Origin of the sequence: Pseudomonas sp. CAU 1711 (genome assembly GCF_039888625.1) — a bacterium.
Classification (GTDB): Bacteria; Pseudomonadota; Gammaproteobacteria; order Pseudomonadales; family Pseudomonadaceae; genus Aquipseudomonas.
Genome location: NZ_JBDQQT010000020.1, coordinates 39,204 through 54,716 on the forward strand (window position 1 = coordinate 39,204; position 15,513 = coordinate 54,716).

Sequence of the window (15,513 nt, forward strand, 5' to 3'; positions counted from 1 at the left end):
CAGCAAGACAACCTGGGACGTCGATGGGGGCAAGGGATGGGCGGCATACCCGATGCGATCTGCTGGCACGAAGGCATGCACCTGCTGCCGCAGCACTTCCAGTTGCAGGCGCTGCGCGCCGAGACCCTCGCCACCCGTCTCGCCGCCGCCGCGCACCCCTGGTTCTGGGGTGTCGAACGCCTGGAGCTGGACGAGTCCGCGCTGAGCTGCGGCCTGGTGCGCATCACCTCCCTCGATGCGCTGATGCCCGACGGCCTGCCGGTCAGCCTGGACGCCTCTCACGAGCAGCCCCTGGAGCTCGATGCGAAGGAGCAGATCGAGAACGCTGCGCAGGGCTGGGTCACCGTCTTCCTGGCGGTCGCCCCGCTGTACCGCGCCGGCCAGCTCGCCCCCCTCGAAGGTCGCCTGCTCTCCAGGCAGAGCGAGCCGCTGCCCGACCTGGCCAGCGGCCTGTTCCCCGAGCCGCTCAGCGTCTGGCGCGCCGACCTGCGCCTGGTCACCGAGAGCCACAAGGCCGATTCGGTGTGCCTGCCGCTGCTGCGCCTGGGCAAGCAGGGCGGCGGCTACAGCCGCATCCCCTACGTGCCGCCCTGCCCGAGGCTGCGCGCGGACTCCGTGCTCGGCCACAAGGTGGCCGCCCTGTGCGCCCGCACCCGCGAGAAGTGCCTGTTCCTCGCCGGCCGTCTGCGCCAGACCCAGGCGGCCGGCAACGGCGAGGACGCCGTGGAGATTCGCCGCCTCCTCGCCGCCCTATGGATGCGCCTGCCGGAGATCGAGGCGGCGCTGGGTAGCCGCGTCGTCCACCCGGAGTCGCTGCATCGCCTGCTCTGCGGCATGGCGGGCGCCCTGGTCGCGCTCGACCCGCTGGCCGGCGTGCCCGCCTTCAAGCCGCTGGCCTACGACGAATTGCTGGCGGGCTACGACGAGCTGCTCAACTGGCTGAACGCCGCGCTCGAACTGGTCAGGGCCGGCTATCGCTGCGTGCCCTTCGCGCGCGACACCCAGGGCTTCTGGATCGACCTGCCGGAACAGGCCGACGGCTGGCCCAACCTGACGATCGGCCTGCGCATGCCGGCGGGCACCGGCGAGGTAGCCGCGACCCAATGGCTGGCCAGCGCCATAGTCGCTTCCGAGCCGCACATCGCTACCCTGTTGCGACAGCGCATGCGCGGCATGAGCCAGCAGCCGCTGAGCCGCCAGGAACAGATCAGCTACAACGTCGGCGAAGACACCCGACTGTTCGTGTTGCGCGGCGAGCGGGAGTGGTTCGACCCACGCCTGCGCCTGCGCATCGCCCTGCCCGGCGCCGGCTCCGGCCCGGAGCCCTGGGAAGTGCTGCTGTTCGTCGACGACGCCGACGGCGCGCGGGAGGACTGAGGCAGCCATGGCCGAGGTCCAGCCACGCCTGTCCATGATCTCGATCGGCCAGGCCCCGCTGAGCGCCGCCTTCACCGCGGCCTGGAGCCAGTGGCTGAATATCTGGCCGGAGCTGGCCAACGACAGCGGCAGCACCGCCGAGGTGGTGACCCGCGCCATCGAGGAAGCCCATCGCCTCACCCGCCGCCTGTGGCGCGACGCCTTTGCCGCCGTGGGTGATGCGCCGGGCGGTCAGGCCAAGGCCATGGTCTATGCCTTCGTCGCCCTGCTCGACGAGACGCTGGTGTTCAGCCCCTGGCCGGGACAGGCCGCCTGGCAACACAAGCCGCTGGAAATGCGCCTGTTCGGCAGCCGCACCGCGGGCGAACGCCTGCCGCGCGCCATCAAGCAATTGCTCGCCAGCGGCGACCCCGGCTATCGCGACCTGGCCAACGTCTACCTGCAGTGCCTGACCCTGGGCTTCCATGGCCGCCTGCGCGGCGCCGGCGGCCGCGCCCTGCACGAGAAGTGGCGGCGCGCGCTGTTCGCCTTCGCCTGGCAGCGCGAGGCCGACCTGCACCAGGTCGGCCAGCTGCTCGAACAGCCCGCGGCGCTTCCCGCACTGCGCCAACCGCTGCGCCGCATGCTGCCGGACTCGCTGCGCCTGGGCCTGTGCATCGCCGCCGGGCTGCTGGCGCTGCTGCTGCTCAACCAGCTGTTCTGGCACGACATCGCCCGGCGCCTCGAGCCCGAGCTCTACGCCACCCAGGCCGCCCAATCGATAGAGCCCTGACCATGAGCGTCCTGGAAATCGTCTTCCTGCTAGTCGGCCTGATCGTTCTCGCCTTGCTGCTGGGCGTTCTGTTCTGGTGGCTGCGCGACCGCTTCGACCAATCCGCGCGCAGCTGCTTTCTCGCCGTGCAGCAGATGGAAAGCGACCTGGGGCTCAAGGAGCGCTACCAGATTCCCTGGCTGCTGCTGATCGGTGACGAGCAGCGCACCGAGCGCCTGTGCCGCGCCTGGCGCCTGTCCAGCTCGGGCAAGCCCGGCTGGTTCGGCCGCTGGTGGTACGACAGCGACGCGGCGCTGCTGGCCGCGCCCAATGCGATGTTCAACCATGGCGAGGGCGCCCTGCTGCAGATCGCGGCCTGGCGGCGCCTGCTCGGCATGCTGCTGATGATGCGCGCCGGCCGGCCGCTGGACGCGATCATCTGGACCGTGCCGGCCGAACAGCTGTGGGACAGCGAAGACGCCATGGCCGCCGGCCTGGCGGCCCGGCGCAAGTTCAACGAGCTGCTCCAGCACCTGGGCCTGAGCCTGCCCGTGTATGTGCTGGTGACCGGCCTGGAGAGCCAGCCCGGCATCAAGGAGCTGGCCGACATGCTGCCGGCGGACGCACGCGAACGCATGCTCGGCTGGTCCTCCCCCTTCGCCCCCGGCACCACCTGGCACCCGGAATGGACCGAGATGGCGCTGGACCGCCTGGTACGCGTGCTGGAAGAGGAGATCACCGAGCTGGGCGCGCTCTCGGGGCGGGTCGAGGAGGCGCTGTACCTGCTGCCGCGGCGCTTCGACGCCATCCGCAACAACCTGCAGACCCTCTGCGACCCGGTGTTCCACGGCAGCGCCATCGGCGAGGCCGCGCAACTGCGCGGCATCTACTTCTGTGCCGACCTGCCGAGCCAGGCACGCGACGACGATCCCTTCGTGATCGGCGACGAAACCACCTATCAGCCGCTGTTCTCCTCCCGCCTGCTGCGCCAGCGCATACTGGCCGACCAGGGCCTGGCCCAGCCGGTGCCGCGCATCCTCTACCTGCGCCGCCGCTGGCTGCGCCTGAGCGGCGGCGTGGCCGGGGTGGTCGCGCTGCTGTGGCTGGTCGGCATGCTGTGGGTCTGGCAGGTGGAGAAACAACAGGCCGTGCAGCTCTCGGCCCTGCTGCAGGAGCTGCGTCGCTACGAGGCCAACGGCACCGAAGACACCAAGCGCAGCATCGAAGACTTCTGGACCCTGCTGGCCGAGGCCCCGCGCTGGCGCTTCAGCTCGGCCCTGCTGCCCGGCTCGCTGTTCTCCTCGCTGGACGAGCGGCTCGGCGAAAGACTGCTGCAGGCCACCAGCAAGGAGCTCTACCTGCCGCTGCGCGGCATCCTGGAGCGTGACCTGCAGGCCCTGTCGACCCAGCCGCAGCAGCAAGCCTCGCGCCCCTCCACCGAGGCCGGATTTCCCGAGCAGTGGCCCGCCTACCTGCAGGCCACCCAGCTGCTACAGAAGGCCCAGACCCTGGAGAGCAACGGTCAGCGTTTCAACCAGATGCTGGCCGGCAGCAAGAAACCGCTGGACGATGCCATGCTCCTCGCCGACGCCCTGCTGGGCCTGGAGTTGCAGAGCCAGCCCCTGCCCCTGCAGGGCCGCTACAACCGGCTGCTGGCGAACACGCCGCAACCCCTGGCCAGCCCGCTGAACCTCTCCGCCGCCCAGCCCGAGATCGCCAAGCTGTTCGTCCGCCTGATGCAGCAGTGGCTGGACCAGCTGTTCGCCGATGCCGACTTCACCGGCACGGCCAGCGAGATCAAGCGTCACCTGCAACTGCTGGAAAACGGTCAGCGCAACTCGATCCTCGAACTGGAAGAGCTGAGCCTGGATATCGATCGTATGGGCCGCCTGGTCTCCGCGCTCAACCTCGCCTGGGGGCGCGGGTCCGGCGACGACCTGGTGCCGGGCTATACCGACATGCTCGAGGCGGCCGGCAAGAACGGCCTGATCGGCCAGCAGGCGGTCGCCCAGGTCAAGGCCCACGCCAGCCGCCTGCGCAACATCTTCAGCCGTCAGTGGCTGAACGACGACGATCCGCACACCAGCGTTCTGCGCCGCCAGAACGGCGGCATAGAGCTGCAGGACAACCTGACCAAGCTGGACACCGCCATCGCAGTGCTGTTGCGCCAGGACTTCGCCACGGCGGCTCTTGCCGGCGGCGGCACTCTGCAGGTCGGCGGGCCCCTGAGCGGCATCGACGAACAGAGCCTGACCAGCGCGCAAAGTTACTTCGCCCACTACGGCCAGTACCTCAAGCAGGACATCGCCCGGGTGCCCTTCGAGTACCGCGGCGCGCTGACCGGGGCCGCTCAGGACAGCACCGCCATCACCATGTGGAATCTGCTCGCCACGCCAAGACCCTCGACCTCGCTGGCGCAGAGCGACGGGCGGGTCTTCAACCTGTCGGTCGACAGCGCCAATGCCGTGTTCGCCGCCTTCCAGGCCCTCGGGCGCCAGGACCTGGCCCAGGCGCTGCTGCGCGAGATGAATCGCCGTGCCCTGCAGGACCTCGATCGCGCCGACGCCGAACTCCAGCGCCTGGGCCTCTATCAGCCCCAGCAGGGCGACTTCTCCTGGTGGAACGGCAACACCAACGTCGGCCTGCGCGCCTACCATGCCGGCAACCTGCAGGAGCTGCAACAGTACCTGAGCGGCCAGGTCAACCTGATCGCCGACCTGCAGAGCCGCATCGCGCCGGCCATGGCCTGGCTGGACAGCCACAGCGACAGTCTGGCCGCCGGCAACCTCGCGCGCCTGCGCAGCTGGCAGGACATGGCGGTCGAACTGAAGCGCTACGCGGACAAGAACCCCAACAGTGCCCCCGCCCTGTTCGAACGCTTCGCCGCCGGCAGCCTCAACGACATGGACCTGACCACCTGCAGCACCCGCCTGCACGAGGCGCAATTGCCCGACGGCGCCGACGCCATCTCGCAACGGGCCAGATCGGTAGCCGAACTGGTCTCGCAGCGCTGCAGTCAGCTGCAGCTGCACACGGCGGCGGCGGCCTGGAACACGCTGTCCGGCTTCTTCAACCAGTACCTGGCGGGGCGCTTCCCCTTCGCCTTCGACGTCGAGGCCGTCGACGCCGACCCGGACCGCGTGCGTCAGTTTCTCCATCTGCTCGACGAGAATCTGGAGCAGGCCAGGGCCGGCCTGAGCCTGGCGCAGTCGCCCGACGCCCTCGCCGCGGCCAGTTTCCTCGACCAGCTGCAGCAGGCCAAGGTGTGGCTGACGCCCCTGTTCCTGCGCAACCAGGACGGCATCCGCGGCCTCGACCTGGACGTGCGCTGGCGCACCGACCGCGATGCCGAGCAGGGCGCCGACCAGGTGATCGAGTGGAGCCTGGCCGCCGGCAGCGAACTGATCCGCTACCCCGGCGGCGAGCAGAGCCGCCTGCGCTGGGGCCTGGCGCAGCCGGTCAAGCTGCTGCTGCGCTGGGCCATGAACGGCTCGCAGAGACCGGCCGACGACCCTCAGCAATTGGCGCTCGCCGTCTACCAGTACGAGGCCGGCTGGGAATACGACGGTCCCTGGGCACTGCTGCGTCTGCTGCGCAACCACGTGGCTTTCGAGCGACTGACCACCATCGATTACAACGAGACACCGCTGGCCTTCCGTGTGCCGGTCTACGCCCCCGGCAGCAGCGACAACCAGGCCCAGATGTTCGTGCGCCTGACCCTGCTCAGCGCCGGCGGCAAGCAGCCGCTGGCCATGAGCCCGCTGCCGGTCGGCGCGCCCAAGTCGCCTTTCGTCACGCCGCCACAGATCGGCGCCCAGGCCAGCATCCAACCCGTTGCCGCTCCGGCGGCCCAGCTGCCCAGCCCCTAGGAGAACGGATGTCCAGCACAGGTCTGCTCGCCGCCGAGCTGCTCGAACCCATTCCCGGCCCGCAGCCCTGCGGCCACGACATACGCCATGCCCCCGGCTACGACGCCCTGCGCGAAGCACGCCGGGAGGACGACGAGAGCCTGCCGACCGGCGTCTGGCAGGCGCCCAGCAAACAGGCGGACTGGCTCGCCGTGGAACGCCTGGCCAGCGAGCTGCTGCGCGGACAGAGCAAAGACCTGATGGTGGCCGCCTGGCTGGGCGAGGCCTGGCTGCACCGGCATCGCTACGAAGGCCTGAGTGCGGCCCTCGAGCTGCTGACCGAACTGGGCCGGAGCTTCCCGGACGAGCTGCACCCGCAACCCAGAGACGGCGATCTCTCCTGGCGCGCCAGCCCCATCGCCTGGGTCGTGCGCCGTTATGCCGAAGTGCTGCAGACCCGCCTGCCGCTGTTCGCCGGCGCCCCCACCGAGTTCGCCCGCTTCAGCCTGGCCGACTGGCAACAGCTGAACCGCCAGCAACTGGACGACAGCAAGGCCGCCAAGGCCCAGCGCGAAGCCGCCCAGAACGGCCTGCGCCAGCTGCGCGAGGAGCTGCACAAAGTGCCCGCGGAGCGGCTGCGCCAGGATCTCGCCTGGCTGGACAAGAGCCGGGCCGCAGCCGAATGCCTCGCGGCCTGGTGCGATGAGCAGCTGGCAGAGGAAGCGCCCTCCTTCGCTCCGCTGCTGCACAGCATCGACCAGTCGACCACGCTCCTGCAGGAGTTCTTATTCATGCATCCCGATGCCCCGCCACCAGCCGTCGTCGCCGACGCTCCCCAGACCGAGGCGCCGGCCTCGCCACCCGCGCCCGACCCGACCCAGGGCCCGGCCAGCCGCGAAGAGGCCTATCGGCAGCTGGCCCTGATCGCCGCCTACCTGGCCCGCACCGAACCGCACAGCCCGGTGCCCTACCTGATCAACCGCGCCGTCGAGTGGGGGCAGAAACCCCTGCGCGAACTGCTCGCCGAACTGATCAATGCCGATGCCGAGGCACGGCGGCTGTGGACCCTGCTCGGCGTCCTGCCCTAGCGACCAACCGGGGACATAGCCCCCATAAAAGCAAAGACCCGCCAGAAGGCATAATGCTGTTCACTTAGCGACATCGCGCTCGGCCGAACTTTGATTGAGTCGGCACCGTGGCTGTTATGCTCCCTCTCCCTCTGGGAGAGGGTCGGGGTGAGGGCCAGGCAACGAGTAGGCGATAGTCCCTCACCCCCAGCCCCTCTCCCGGCGGGAGAGGGGAGCGCTCCGCGACATCCAGGTCATGGCATTGCGCAGTGTCCTTCGCTGCTGGCCAAACCAGAAAAACGCCGCGACTCTGTAAAGAAATCGCGGCGCTTTCTTAAGTGAACAGCATTACGCCAGAAGGCGGGTCTCGGGCACGGGCTGCGGCTTACTGCGGCTGAGCCGCCAGCATGCCGTTGTCGTTGCGCTTGAACTGCGGCAGCAGGGTGCCGATCAGCATGCCGGCGATGCTGAACAGCAGGCCGGCCAACTGCGGCGGCCAGAAAGCGTCGTCGGTCAGGGTGTATTCCAGGTAGATCCAGGAAGTCAGACCGAAGGCGATGGACACCAGAGCGCCCTGGGTGGTCGCGCGCTTCCAGAACAGGCCGGCGAACAGCGGCACCACGGCGGCGACCAGAGTCACGCAGTATGCGTTGCCGACCATCTCGTAGATGCTGGCATCGGAGTTCAGGGCGAAAGTCAGGGTGGCGACGGCGCAAACCAGGATGGTCGCCCGCATCAGCAACAGGAACTGCTTGTCATTGAGTTCCGGCAGGAAGCGCTTGAGCACGTTCTCGGTCAGGGTCACCGACGGTGCCAGCAGGGTACCGGAGGCGGTGGACATGATGGCCGAGAGCAGCGCGCCGAAGAAGAAGATCTGCGCGATCAGCGGAGTCTTCTCCAGGATCAGCAGCGGCAGAATCATCTGCGCGTCTTCCGCCAGCCACTTCTCGACCAGCGCCGGGTCGATCATCGAGGCGGCGTAGACCAGGAAGATCGGCAGCATGCAGAAGCCGAGATAGAACACGGCACCGGCCATGGAGGCGCGCGAGGCGATCGTCTCGTTCTTCGCCGACATCACCCGCTGGTACACGTCCTGCTGGGGGATGGAGCCGAGCATCATGGTCACCGCCGCGCCGATGAAGGCGACGATGTCCTTGGCCTCGAAGCTGTGCATGAAGGTGAACTTGCCTTCGCTGGCCGCCTTGCTGATCACCACATCGGCGCCACCGGCCATGTCGCTGAACAGCCAGACCAGGTAGATCAGGCCGACCACGATGACGATCATCTGGAAGAAGTCGGTCAGGGCCACCGACCACATGCCACCGAACAGGGTGTACAGCAGCACGATGAAGGTGCCGAGGAACATGCCCTGAGTGGTGCTGATGGCACCGTCTGAGACCACGTTGAACACCACGCCGAGGGCGATCAGCTGGGCGGCGATCCAACCCAGGTAGGACAGCACTATGACCAGGCTGATGATCAGCTCGACTTCGGAGCCGAAGCGCTTCTTGAAGTAGTCGCCGATGGTCAGCAGGTTCAGACGGTACAGCGGGCGGGCGATGATCGCGCCGACGATGAACAGACACCAGAAGGAGCCGAAGGGGTCCTCGACTATGCCGGCGAAGCCTTCCTCGAGGAAGGTGGCGGGAATGCCCAGCACCGCCTCGGAGCCGAACCAGGTGGCGAACACCATGGCGGCGACGATGGGGAAGCCCATGCTGCGACCGCCGGAGGCGAAGTCACGGGTGTTTTTCACCCGGGTGGAGGCATAGAAGCCGATGGCCACGGTGGCCAGCAGGTACAGCGCGACGAACCAGATCAGCATGTTTTCCCGTTCCAGCGACATCGGCCCACCGCATGCTTGCCCCGCAAGGCGAGGGGGCTGGGACGGCGGGCTGCAGGTTTTTGTTATGGCCCTCCTGGCCCGACTCTGCGCCGACGGTACCGATGATCCGTCGGGCTAGGCCGCGCAGTCTGGCAAAACCGTAAAATATGTCAAACAAAAATGACGAAACGACAGGACGAGAGCATTCGAAAAGCGCCTAACAGATCACTAAGCCGATGAATGACAGCGCTTTCCTCTACAGAAACATAAGGAAGCAGTTTTAAATTTTTGACAGCACAACACTCTGCAACAGGCGGTTACGCCCCTTCGCGGGGCTCCGCTTGAGCCGGGCGCGCGCCTCCCCGATACTGCACGGCGATTTTGCGCATCGCCTGCCGCGATGCACACCGACGGGCCAGGGCACGGGAGCCATCCGCGATGATGAAGAGAAGCGACTGGATCTGGACCCTAATCGGGCTGGCCGCCGTCGTGCTCTCCTGCTTCCTGCTGTACCGGGAAGTCCACACCCTTTCCCTGGACCAGCTGCGCGACAGCCTGCTCGCCATCTCCATGCGCAACTGGCTGCTGGCCGCAGCGGCCACCCTCGGCGCCTACTTCGCCCTGGCCTGGTACGACCGCATCGCCCTCGCCCATCTGGGCAAGCGTATTCCCTGGCGCTTCATCACCCTGTGCTCGTTCACCACCTACGCCCTGGCCCACAACATCGGCGCCTCGGTGTTCTCCGGCGCGGTGGTGCGCTTTCGCGCCTACCGCAGCAAGGGGCTGACGCCGGCGGAGATCGGCCTGCTGATCTTCTTCTGCTCCTTCACCTTCGCCCTCGGCACCCTGCTTTCCAGCGGTGTCGTGCTGGTCTGCCAGCCCGAGCTGATCGAACGGGTAGCCGATGTCGGCCCCTGGCTGTCGGTGACCATCGGCCTGTTCCTGCTCGGCCTGGTGGCGCTCTACGTGCTGGGCTCCTGGCGCCAGTTCAAGCCGTGGCAATGGGGCAAGCTGCATGTCGAGTACCCGCGCCTGGGCATAGTCGGCCGCCAGCTGCTGGCCGGGCCGCTGGAACTGCTGTGCGCGGCGGCGATCATCTACTTCGCCCTGCCGGCGCAGGGCAACCCGGGGTTCCTGGTGGTGCTCGGCGTGTTCCTCGCCTCCTTTTCCCTGGCCCTGCTGTCTCATGCGCCGGGCGGCCTCGGCGTACTGGAAGTGACCTTCCTCGCCGCCATGCCGGAGCTGCCGACCGCCGACGTGCTGGCGGCGCTGATCGTGTTCCGCGTGTTCTACCTGCTGATTCCCTTCGCCCTGTCGCTGCTGGTGGTGCTGGGTTTCGAATGGAGCCAGTGGCGGCACCGCCACCGCGGCTGAAAGCCGCGCCCCAGAGCCTATCCGTCGACCATTGACGGACTCGATGGTTACTATCACGAGGCTCGACTTCTGTCTTGGCGCCGGCTCAGTAGTATGGCCTCCGTACTCACTGACGCCCCCACGAGGAGCCCAAGATGAAAAAGCCAATTCTCGCCAGCCTGATCCTGGCCAGCCTGACCACCAGCGCCTTCGCCCTGCCGGGCATCGAGCAACCGCCGCTGATCGAACTGCAGCCCGTTCAACACGAAAGCACTGTCGCCGAAGGTGGTGCCGATCGCGTCGGTCGCCGGACCGCCTGAATCATCGGCACTGCCACCCGAAGCCCGGCGCCCCTCGTAACGCTGTTCACTTGAGAAAACGCCGCGATTTCTTTACAGAGTCGCGGCGTTTTTCTGGTTTGGCCGGCAGCAAAGGACACTGCGCAATACCAACGTCTGGACGTCGCGGAGCCTTGAGAGCGCTCCCCTCTCCCGCCGGGAGAGGGGCTGGGGGTGAGGGACTATCGCCTACTCGTTGCCTGCCCCTCACCCCGACCCTCTCCCAGAGGGAGAGGGAGAACGGTAGCCACGGTGCCGTCGGCCAAGCGCGATGTCGCTGAGTGAACAGCGTTACGGCGCCCGCCGGGCTTTTTTATGCCGACGAAACGGCCGGCGGCAGACGGTAGAGCCAGATGCGCCGGAGCACGCCGGCGAACTGCGCCGACAACTTGCCGCTGTTATAGACCTGGCCATAGCGCTGGGCGATCTCGCGCACCCGCGGCGCCAGCTCGGCGTAGCGCCGGGCCGGCAGATCGGGGAACAGGTGGTGTTCGATCTGATGGCTGAGGTTGCCGGTGAGGATATGGAACAGCCGGCCGCCCTGCAGGTTGCTGGAACCACGCAACTGGCGCAGGTACCAGTGGCCGCGGCTCTCGCCGAGCACCGAATCCTTGCTGAACACCGCCGCGCGCTCGGTGAAATGGCCGCAGAAGATCACCAGGAAGGTCCACAGGTTGCGCAGCAGGTTGGCCAGCGCGTTGCCGGCCAGCACGGCCAGGGCATTGGCGCCGAGCAGCAGCGCCAGCAGGGGGAACAGGACGTAGTCCTTGCCCCACTGGCGCAGCAGCTTGGCGCCGAGCTGACGCAGCAGCGGGCGCAGTTCGGTGCCGGCGAGCCGCCCCTTCAGCCACTGATCCAGGCGCAGGTGCTGGATGGCCACCGCGTACTGGAACAGCAGGGCCTGCAGGGCCGCCCATAGCGGCTGCCAGCGATAGAAGGGCTTCCAGCGCTGCTCGGGAAACAGGCGCAGCAGGCCGTAGCCGACGTCGTCGTCCATGCCGATCACATTGGTCCAGGTGTGGTGGGTATGGTTGTGAGTGTGCCGCCAGAAATCGGCCGGGCCGGCGATGTCCCACTCGTAGCGGCGCCCGCTCAGCTCCGGATCGTTCATCCAGTCGTACTGGCCGTGCAGCACGTTGTGGCCCAGCTCCATGTTCTCGAGAATCTTGCCCAGGCCCAGCAGCAGGCTGCCGAGCAGCCAGGTCAGCGGGAACCAGCCGAACAGCAGCAGCGCCCGCCCGCCCCAGCAGCACCAGCGCACGGCGCCGCGCACCCGGCGGATATAGCGGGCGTCGGCCTCGCCCAGGTCGGCCAGGGTCTGCCGGCGCAGGCCGTCCAGTTCGGCAGCGAAGGCCTGCAGTTCGGCGGCGCTCAGTTCACGGTCCACTCGCATGGCACTCTCCTAGAGATCGACTCGTACATCGCCCAGGGGCGCGCTGACGCACGGGCGGATCGCCTGCCCCGGCTCGGCCAGGGTCGCGCCGCTGCGCAGATCGCGCACCGCGCCGCCCAGCAGGGTGCAGGTGCAGCCGGCGCAGATGCCCTGGCGACAGCCGTGGGCCGGGCGCAGGCCGGCGGCCTCGGCCTGCTCCAGCAGGCTGCGCGCGCTGTCGCCGGATGCCTGAACACGACTGCGGACGAACTCCAGGCGCACCGCACCACCCGGCTCGGCGCTGCGCGGCAGCGGGCTGAAGGCCTCGTGTTGCAGCCCCCCGTCCCAGCACTCGCGCAGCGTCGCGACGAAGCCGGCCGGGCCGCAGGCCAGCAGGTCGAAGCCGTGCATCGGCGCCAGGTGTTCGGGGCGCAGGCGCTCGCCGCCCTGGCCGGTCAGCTGCCAGTGCACGCGCAGGTTGGGATAGCGCTGCATCAGCCCCAGCAGTTCGTCGCGATAGGCACGCTGACCGGCCTCGCGCACGTAGTGCAGCAACTGCACCGGCGCCGCGTAGCCCTGGGCCAGGGCCTCGCGCAGCAGGCCGAGCAGCGCGGTGATGCCGCTGCCGGCGGCCAGCAGGCCGACGCCGGCGCCCTGCCGCGGCCAGCGCAGCTCGCCCTGGGCCTGACCCAGCTCCAGCACCTGGCCGACCTCGGCCCGTTCCAGCAATGCGTTGGACAGGCGCCCGCCCGGCTGGCGGCGAATGCCCAGCTCGATCACCCCGGCGTCGGCGACCCGGGTCAGGCTGTAGCTGCGCCCATGGCGCACGCCGTCCAGGCACAGGTACAGCTGTACATGCTGGCCGGCGCGCCAGCCACGCGCGTTGCCGTTGCAGCGCAGGCGCAGGGCCAGCAGGTCGTCGCCGACCCATTCGCGACCCTCGACGCGAGCGAACACCCGGTTCAACCGCCAGGCCGGGTGCAGCCAGGCCAGCACGGCATCCAGCTCGGCCTCCACCAACCAGCCGCGCGCCGCCAGGGCACGCAGCGGCCGCAGCAGCGGCGCCAGCAGGCGAATCAGGGCAAGCGGCAAGAGAGGCATTCGGGCGCTCCAGTGAACATATGTACACAGAGTGGCAAACACCTTCCATTCAGTCAACAACTGTTCACTGACAACGGTTCGACGCCGCCGAAGGGCTTTTGCTAGAGTGCGGCGCAATCCCGTCGCCAGCCGAACGCCATGACCCCACGCGCCGAACAGAAACAGCAGACCCGCCAGGCCCTGATGGATGCCGCGCGCAGCCTGATGGACAGCGGTCGCGGTTTCGGCAGCCTGAGCCTGCGCGAGGTCAGCCGCACCGCCGGCATAGTGCCGACCGGCTTCTACCGGCACTTCCAGGACATGGACGAACTGGGCCTGGCGCTGGTCGCCGAGGTCGACGCCACCTTCCGCAGCACCCTGCGCGAAGTGCGCCGCAACCAGTTCGAGATGGGCGGCATCATCGAGGCCAGCACGCGCATCTTCCTCGACGCGGTGGCGGCCAACCGCAACCAGTTCCTGTTCCTCGCCCGCGAGCAGTACGGCGGCTCGCAACCGGTGCGCCAGGCCATCGGCCGCCTGCGTCAGCAGATCACCGACGACCTGGCCGCCGACCTCAAGCTGATGAGTCGCACGCCGCACCTGGACGACGCGGCGCTGGACGTGGTTTCCGACCTGGTGGTGAAGACGGTGTTCGCCACCCTGCCCGAGCTGATCGACCCGCCCCGCGCCGATCTGCCGCCCCACCTCACCCCCGAAACCAAGATGATCCAGCAGCTGCGCTTCATCTTCATCGGCGCCAAGCACTGGCGCGGCCTGGGCCGCCAGCCGGACTGAGCGCCGTCGGCTATCGCCGCCATCGAGACAATCTAAGGGCCACTCGCGCCCGTGGCGTGCAGAATTTCCCGGCCACCACTCGGGAGCCACGCCATGTCCACTCGGCAAGTCCTTCTCCTGCTGGCCGCCTATGCCGCCGGCGCCTGCGGTCGCGACGACACGCCGGGCTGACGATTGAGTCAGGTTCGCCGCGCGGCTACCCTGTCGGCCCCAAACGAGGAAGCCGTGCATGAGCCTGAAATCCGTCTGCGTATTCTGTGGCGCCAGTCCCGGCGCCCGCCCGGTCTACCATGAGGCCGCCGAGCGGCTCGGCCGCAGCCTGGCCGAGCGCGGCCTGCGCCTGATCTACGGCGGCGGCGCGGTCGGCCTGATGGGCGTGGTGGCGGATGCCGCCCTGGCCGCCGGCGGCGAGGTGATCGGCATCATCCCGCAGAGCCTGGAGCGCGCCGAGATCGGCCATCCCGGCCTGACCCGCCTGGAGGTGGTGGACGGCATGCATGCGCGCAAGGCGCGCATGGCCGAGCTGGCCGACGCCTTCATCGCCCTGCCCGGCGGCCTGGGCACCCTGGAAGAACTGTTCGAGGTGTGGACCTGGGGTCAGCTCGGCTACCACGCCAAGCCCATCGGCCTGCTCGAGGTCGAGGGCTTCTACGCGCGGCTGACCGACTTCCTCGATCATCTGGTGGCCGAGCGTTTCGTCCGCGAGCAGCACCGCAGCATCCTCCAGGTCGGCGAACAGCCGGACGAACTGCTGCAGCGCCTGGCCGCCTGGCGCCCCAGCGCGGCGCCCAAGTGGGTGGACCGCACATAACGCCGGCGCCGCCGATGACAGTGGTGCGGCGCCATGCTAAACAGGGCCCCCACCAAACAAGGATGTTTCGCCCATGCCCCTGCTCGCGCTGCTGCTCATCGCCTGCCAGATCGTCTGTGGCCTGCACGCGGTCCGTAGCGGCCAGGAGCGCTACTGGCTGTACCTGATCATCGCCCTGCCCGGCCTCGGCTGCCTGATCTACTTCCTCGGCATCATGCTGCCGGACATGCTCGGCAGCCGCAGCGGCCGCCGTGCGCTCAACCAGCTGCACGACCGCCTCGATCCCGAACGCCACTTGCGCGCCCTGCGCGACGCCCTGGAGCTGAGCGACACCCGCGAGACCCGCGTATTGCTGGCCGACGAGCTGTTGCGCCTGGAGCAGCCCGCCGAGGCCGCGAGGCACTACCGCGCCGCCCTGCGCGGCGTGCACAGTCACGCACCGGACATCATGCTCGGCCTGGCCCAGGCCCAGTTCGCCCTGGACGATGCCGCGGGCTGCCGCGACACCCTGGACGAGCTTATCCGCCACAACCCGCAGTTCCGCTCCGCCGAGGGCCACCTGCTGTACGCCCGCGCCCTCAGCCGGCTCGGCGAGCTGGCCAAGGCCGAGGAAGAATTCCATGCGCTGCTGGGGCACTTCGCCGGCCCCGAGGCGCGCTACCACTACGCCCTGCTGCTACGCCAGGCCGACCGCACCGACGAGGCCAGGAGCCAACTGGAGCAGATCGAGCAGTATGCGCGGCGTGCCCCCAAGCACTACCGCAACCTGCACCAGGCCTGCCTGGCGCTGGTACGCGACGAACTCAAGGCGCTGGACGCCCCGCAACGACAGAGGCCCGACGCTGCAGCCTGAACGGGCTGCGCGACTATCACCGGCTGCACCGCCGCGGGGCCGG

12 protein-coding genes are annotated in these 15,513 nt (G+C 68.6%); 9 read left to right on the forward strand and 3 right to left on the reverse strand.

Features of this window, described 5'->3' with window-relative positions; translation table 11 throughout:
- The first annotated feature begins 36 nt into the window (after positions 1–36).
- Genes tssK through tssA form a run of 4 tightly spaced genes read left to right on the forward strand, consistent with a single transcriptional unit; the run spans position 37 to position 7,064 of the window.
- Complete coding sequence (tssK, locus tag AAFN46_RS19295; RefSeq protein WP_347810320.1) at positions 37–1,377, forward strand: type VI secretion system baseplate subunit TssK; 1,341 nt, start codon at positions 37–39, stop codon at positions 1,375–1,377.
- Positions 1,378–1,384: 7 nt separating this feature from the next.
- Entirely contained in the window at positions 1,385–2,149 is a 765-nt protein-coding gene (locus tag AAFN46_RS19300) for a DotU/TssL family secretion system protein (protein ID WP_347810321.1), read from the forward strand.
- 2 nt (positions 2,150–2,151) lie between these two features.
- A complete protein-coding gene (locus AAFN46_RS19305; protein WP_347810322.1) occupies positions 2,152–5,997 on the forward strand; it encodes a type VI secretion system protein in 3,846 nt (1,281 codons plus the stop codon).
- Between the two features lie 8 nt (positions 5,998–6,005).
- Positions 6,006–7,064, forward strand: a complete 1,059-nt coding sequence (gene tssA, locus AAFN46_RS19310; RefSeq protein WP_347810323.1) for a type VI secretion system protein TssA — start codon at positions 6,006–6,008, stop codon at positions 7,062–7,064.
- 364 nt (positions 7,065–7,428) lie between these two features.
- Here the strand turns inward: tssA and AAFN46_RS19315 are convergent, their stop codons facing one another.
- Positions 7,429–8,868: a sodium:solute symporter family protein gene (locus AAFN46_RS19315; protein WP_347810343.1), complete on the reverse strand. Its 1,440-nt coding sequence runs from the start codon at positions 8,866–8,868 to the stop codon at positions 7,429–7,431.
- Between the two features lie 438 nt (positions 8,869–9,306).
- Between AAFN46_RS19315 and AAFN46_RS19320 the strand changes: the two genes are divergently transcribed.
- Positions 9,307–10,242, forward strand: a complete 936-nt coding sequence (locus AAFN46_RS19320; RefSeq protein WP_347810324.1) for a lysylphosphatidylglycerol synthase domain-containing protein — start codon at positions 9,307–9,309, stop codon at positions 10,240–10,242.
- A 134-nt stretch (positions 10,243–10,376) separates the two neighbouring features.
- Positions 10,377–10,541 (forward strand): hypothetical protein, encoded by a 165-nt coding sequence (locus tag AAFN46_RS19325; protein ID WP_347810325.1) that lies wholly within the window; start codon positions 10,377–10,379, stop codon positions 10,539–10,541.
- A 331-nt stretch (positions 10,542–10,872) separates the two neighbouring features.
- On the opposite strand, the gene AAFN46_RS19330 is transcribed toward AAFN46_RS19325, so the two are convergent.
- Positions 10,873–11,952 carry a fatty acid desaturase gene (locus AAFN46_RS19330; protein WP_347810326.1) on the reverse strand — a complete coding sequence of 360 codons (1,080 nt, stop codon included), beginning with the start codon at positions 11,950–11,952 and terminating at the stop codon, positions 10,873–10,875.
- 9 nt (positions 11,953–11,961) lie between these two features.
- Positions 11,962–13,032 (reverse strand): iron-sulfur cluster-binding domain-containing protein, encoded by a 1,071-nt coding sequence (locus AAFN46_RS19335; protein WP_347810327.1) that lies wholly within the window; start codon positions 13,030–13,032, stop codon positions 11,962–11,964.
- A gap of 138 nt (positions 13,033–13,170) precedes the next feature.
- Between AAFN46_RS19335 and fabR the strand changes: the two genes are divergently transcribed.
- From fabR to AAFN46_RS19350, 3 genes are all read left to right on the forward strand, one after another.
- Positions 13,171–13,806 (forward strand): HTH-type transcriptional repressor FabR, encoded by a 636-nt coding sequence (fabR, locus tag AAFN46_RS19340; RefSeq protein WP_347810328.1) that lies wholly within the window; start codon positions 13,171–13,173, stop codon positions 13,804–13,806.
- Between the two features lie 229 nt (positions 13,807–14,035).
- Positions 14,036–14,617, forward strand: a complete 582-nt coding sequence (locus tag AAFN46_RS19345) for a TIGR00730 family Rossman fold protein (RefSeq protein ID WP_347810329.1) — start codon at positions 14,036–14,038, stop codon at positions 14,615–14,617.
- 73 nt (positions 14,618–14,690) lie between these two features.
- Positions 14,691–15,470: a tetratricopeptide repeat protein gene (locus AAFN46_RS19350; protein ID WP_347810330.1), complete on the forward strand. Its 780-nt coding sequence runs from the start codon at positions 14,691–14,693 to the stop codon at positions 15,468–15,470.
- Positions 15,471–15,513 lie beyond the last annotated feature (43 nt).

What these genes read in the sequence shown, in the direction of transcription:
- AAFN46_RS19335 (WP_347810327.1), bottom strand. Translation starts at nt 13,032, where the DNA reads ATGCCTCTCTTGCCGCTTGCCCTGATTCGCCTGCTGGCGCCGCTGCTG.
- tssK (WP_347810320.1), top strand. Translation starts at nt 37, where the DNA reads ATGGGCGGCATACCCGATGCGATCTGCTGGCACGAAGGCATGCACCTG.
- AAFN46_RS19320 (WP_347810324.1), top strand. Translation starts at nt 9,307, where the DNA reads ATGATGAAGAGAAGCGACTGGATCTGGACCCTAATCGGGCTGGCCGCC.
- AAFN46_RS19345 (WP_347810329.1), top strand. Translation starts at nt 14,036, where the DNA reads ATGAGCCTGAAATCCGTCTGCGTATTCTGTGGCGCCAGTCCCGGCGCC.
- AAFN46_RS19315 (WP_347810343.1), bottom strand. Translation starts at nt 8,868, where the DNA reads ATGCTGATCTGGTTCGTCGCGCTGTACCTGCTGGCCACCGTGGCCATC.
- AAFN46_RS19325 (WP_347810325.1), top strand. Translation starts at nt 10,377, where the DNA reads ATGAAAAAGCCAATTCTCGCCAGCCTGATCCTGGCCAGCCTGACCACC.
- AAFN46_RS19300 (WP_347810321.1), top strand. Translation starts at nt 1,385, where the DNA reads ATGGCCGAGGTCCAGCCACGCCTGTCCATGATCTCGATCGGCCAGGCC.
- AAFN46_RS19330 (WP_347810326.1), bottom strand. Translation starts at nt 11,952, where the DNA reads ATGCGAGTGGACCGTGAACTGAGCGCCGCCGAACTGCAGGCCTTCGCT.
- tssA (WP_347810323.1), top strand. Translation starts at nt 6,006, where the DNA reads ATGTCCAGCACAGGTCTGCTCGCCGCCGAGCTGCTCGAACCCATTCCC.
- AAFN46_RS19350 (WP_347810330.1), top strand. Translation starts at nt 14,691, where the DNA reads ATGCCCCTGCTCGCGCTGCTGCTCATCGCCTGCCAGATCGTCTGTGGC.
- fabR (WP_347810328.1), top strand. Translation starts at nt 13,171, where the DNA reads ATGACCCCACGCGCCGAACAGAAACAGCAGACCCGCCAGGCCCTGATG.
- AAFN46_RS19305 (WP_347810322.1), top strand. Translation starts at nt 2,152, where the DNA reads ATGAGCGTCCTGGAAATCGTCTTCCTGCTAGTCGGCCTGATCGTTCTC.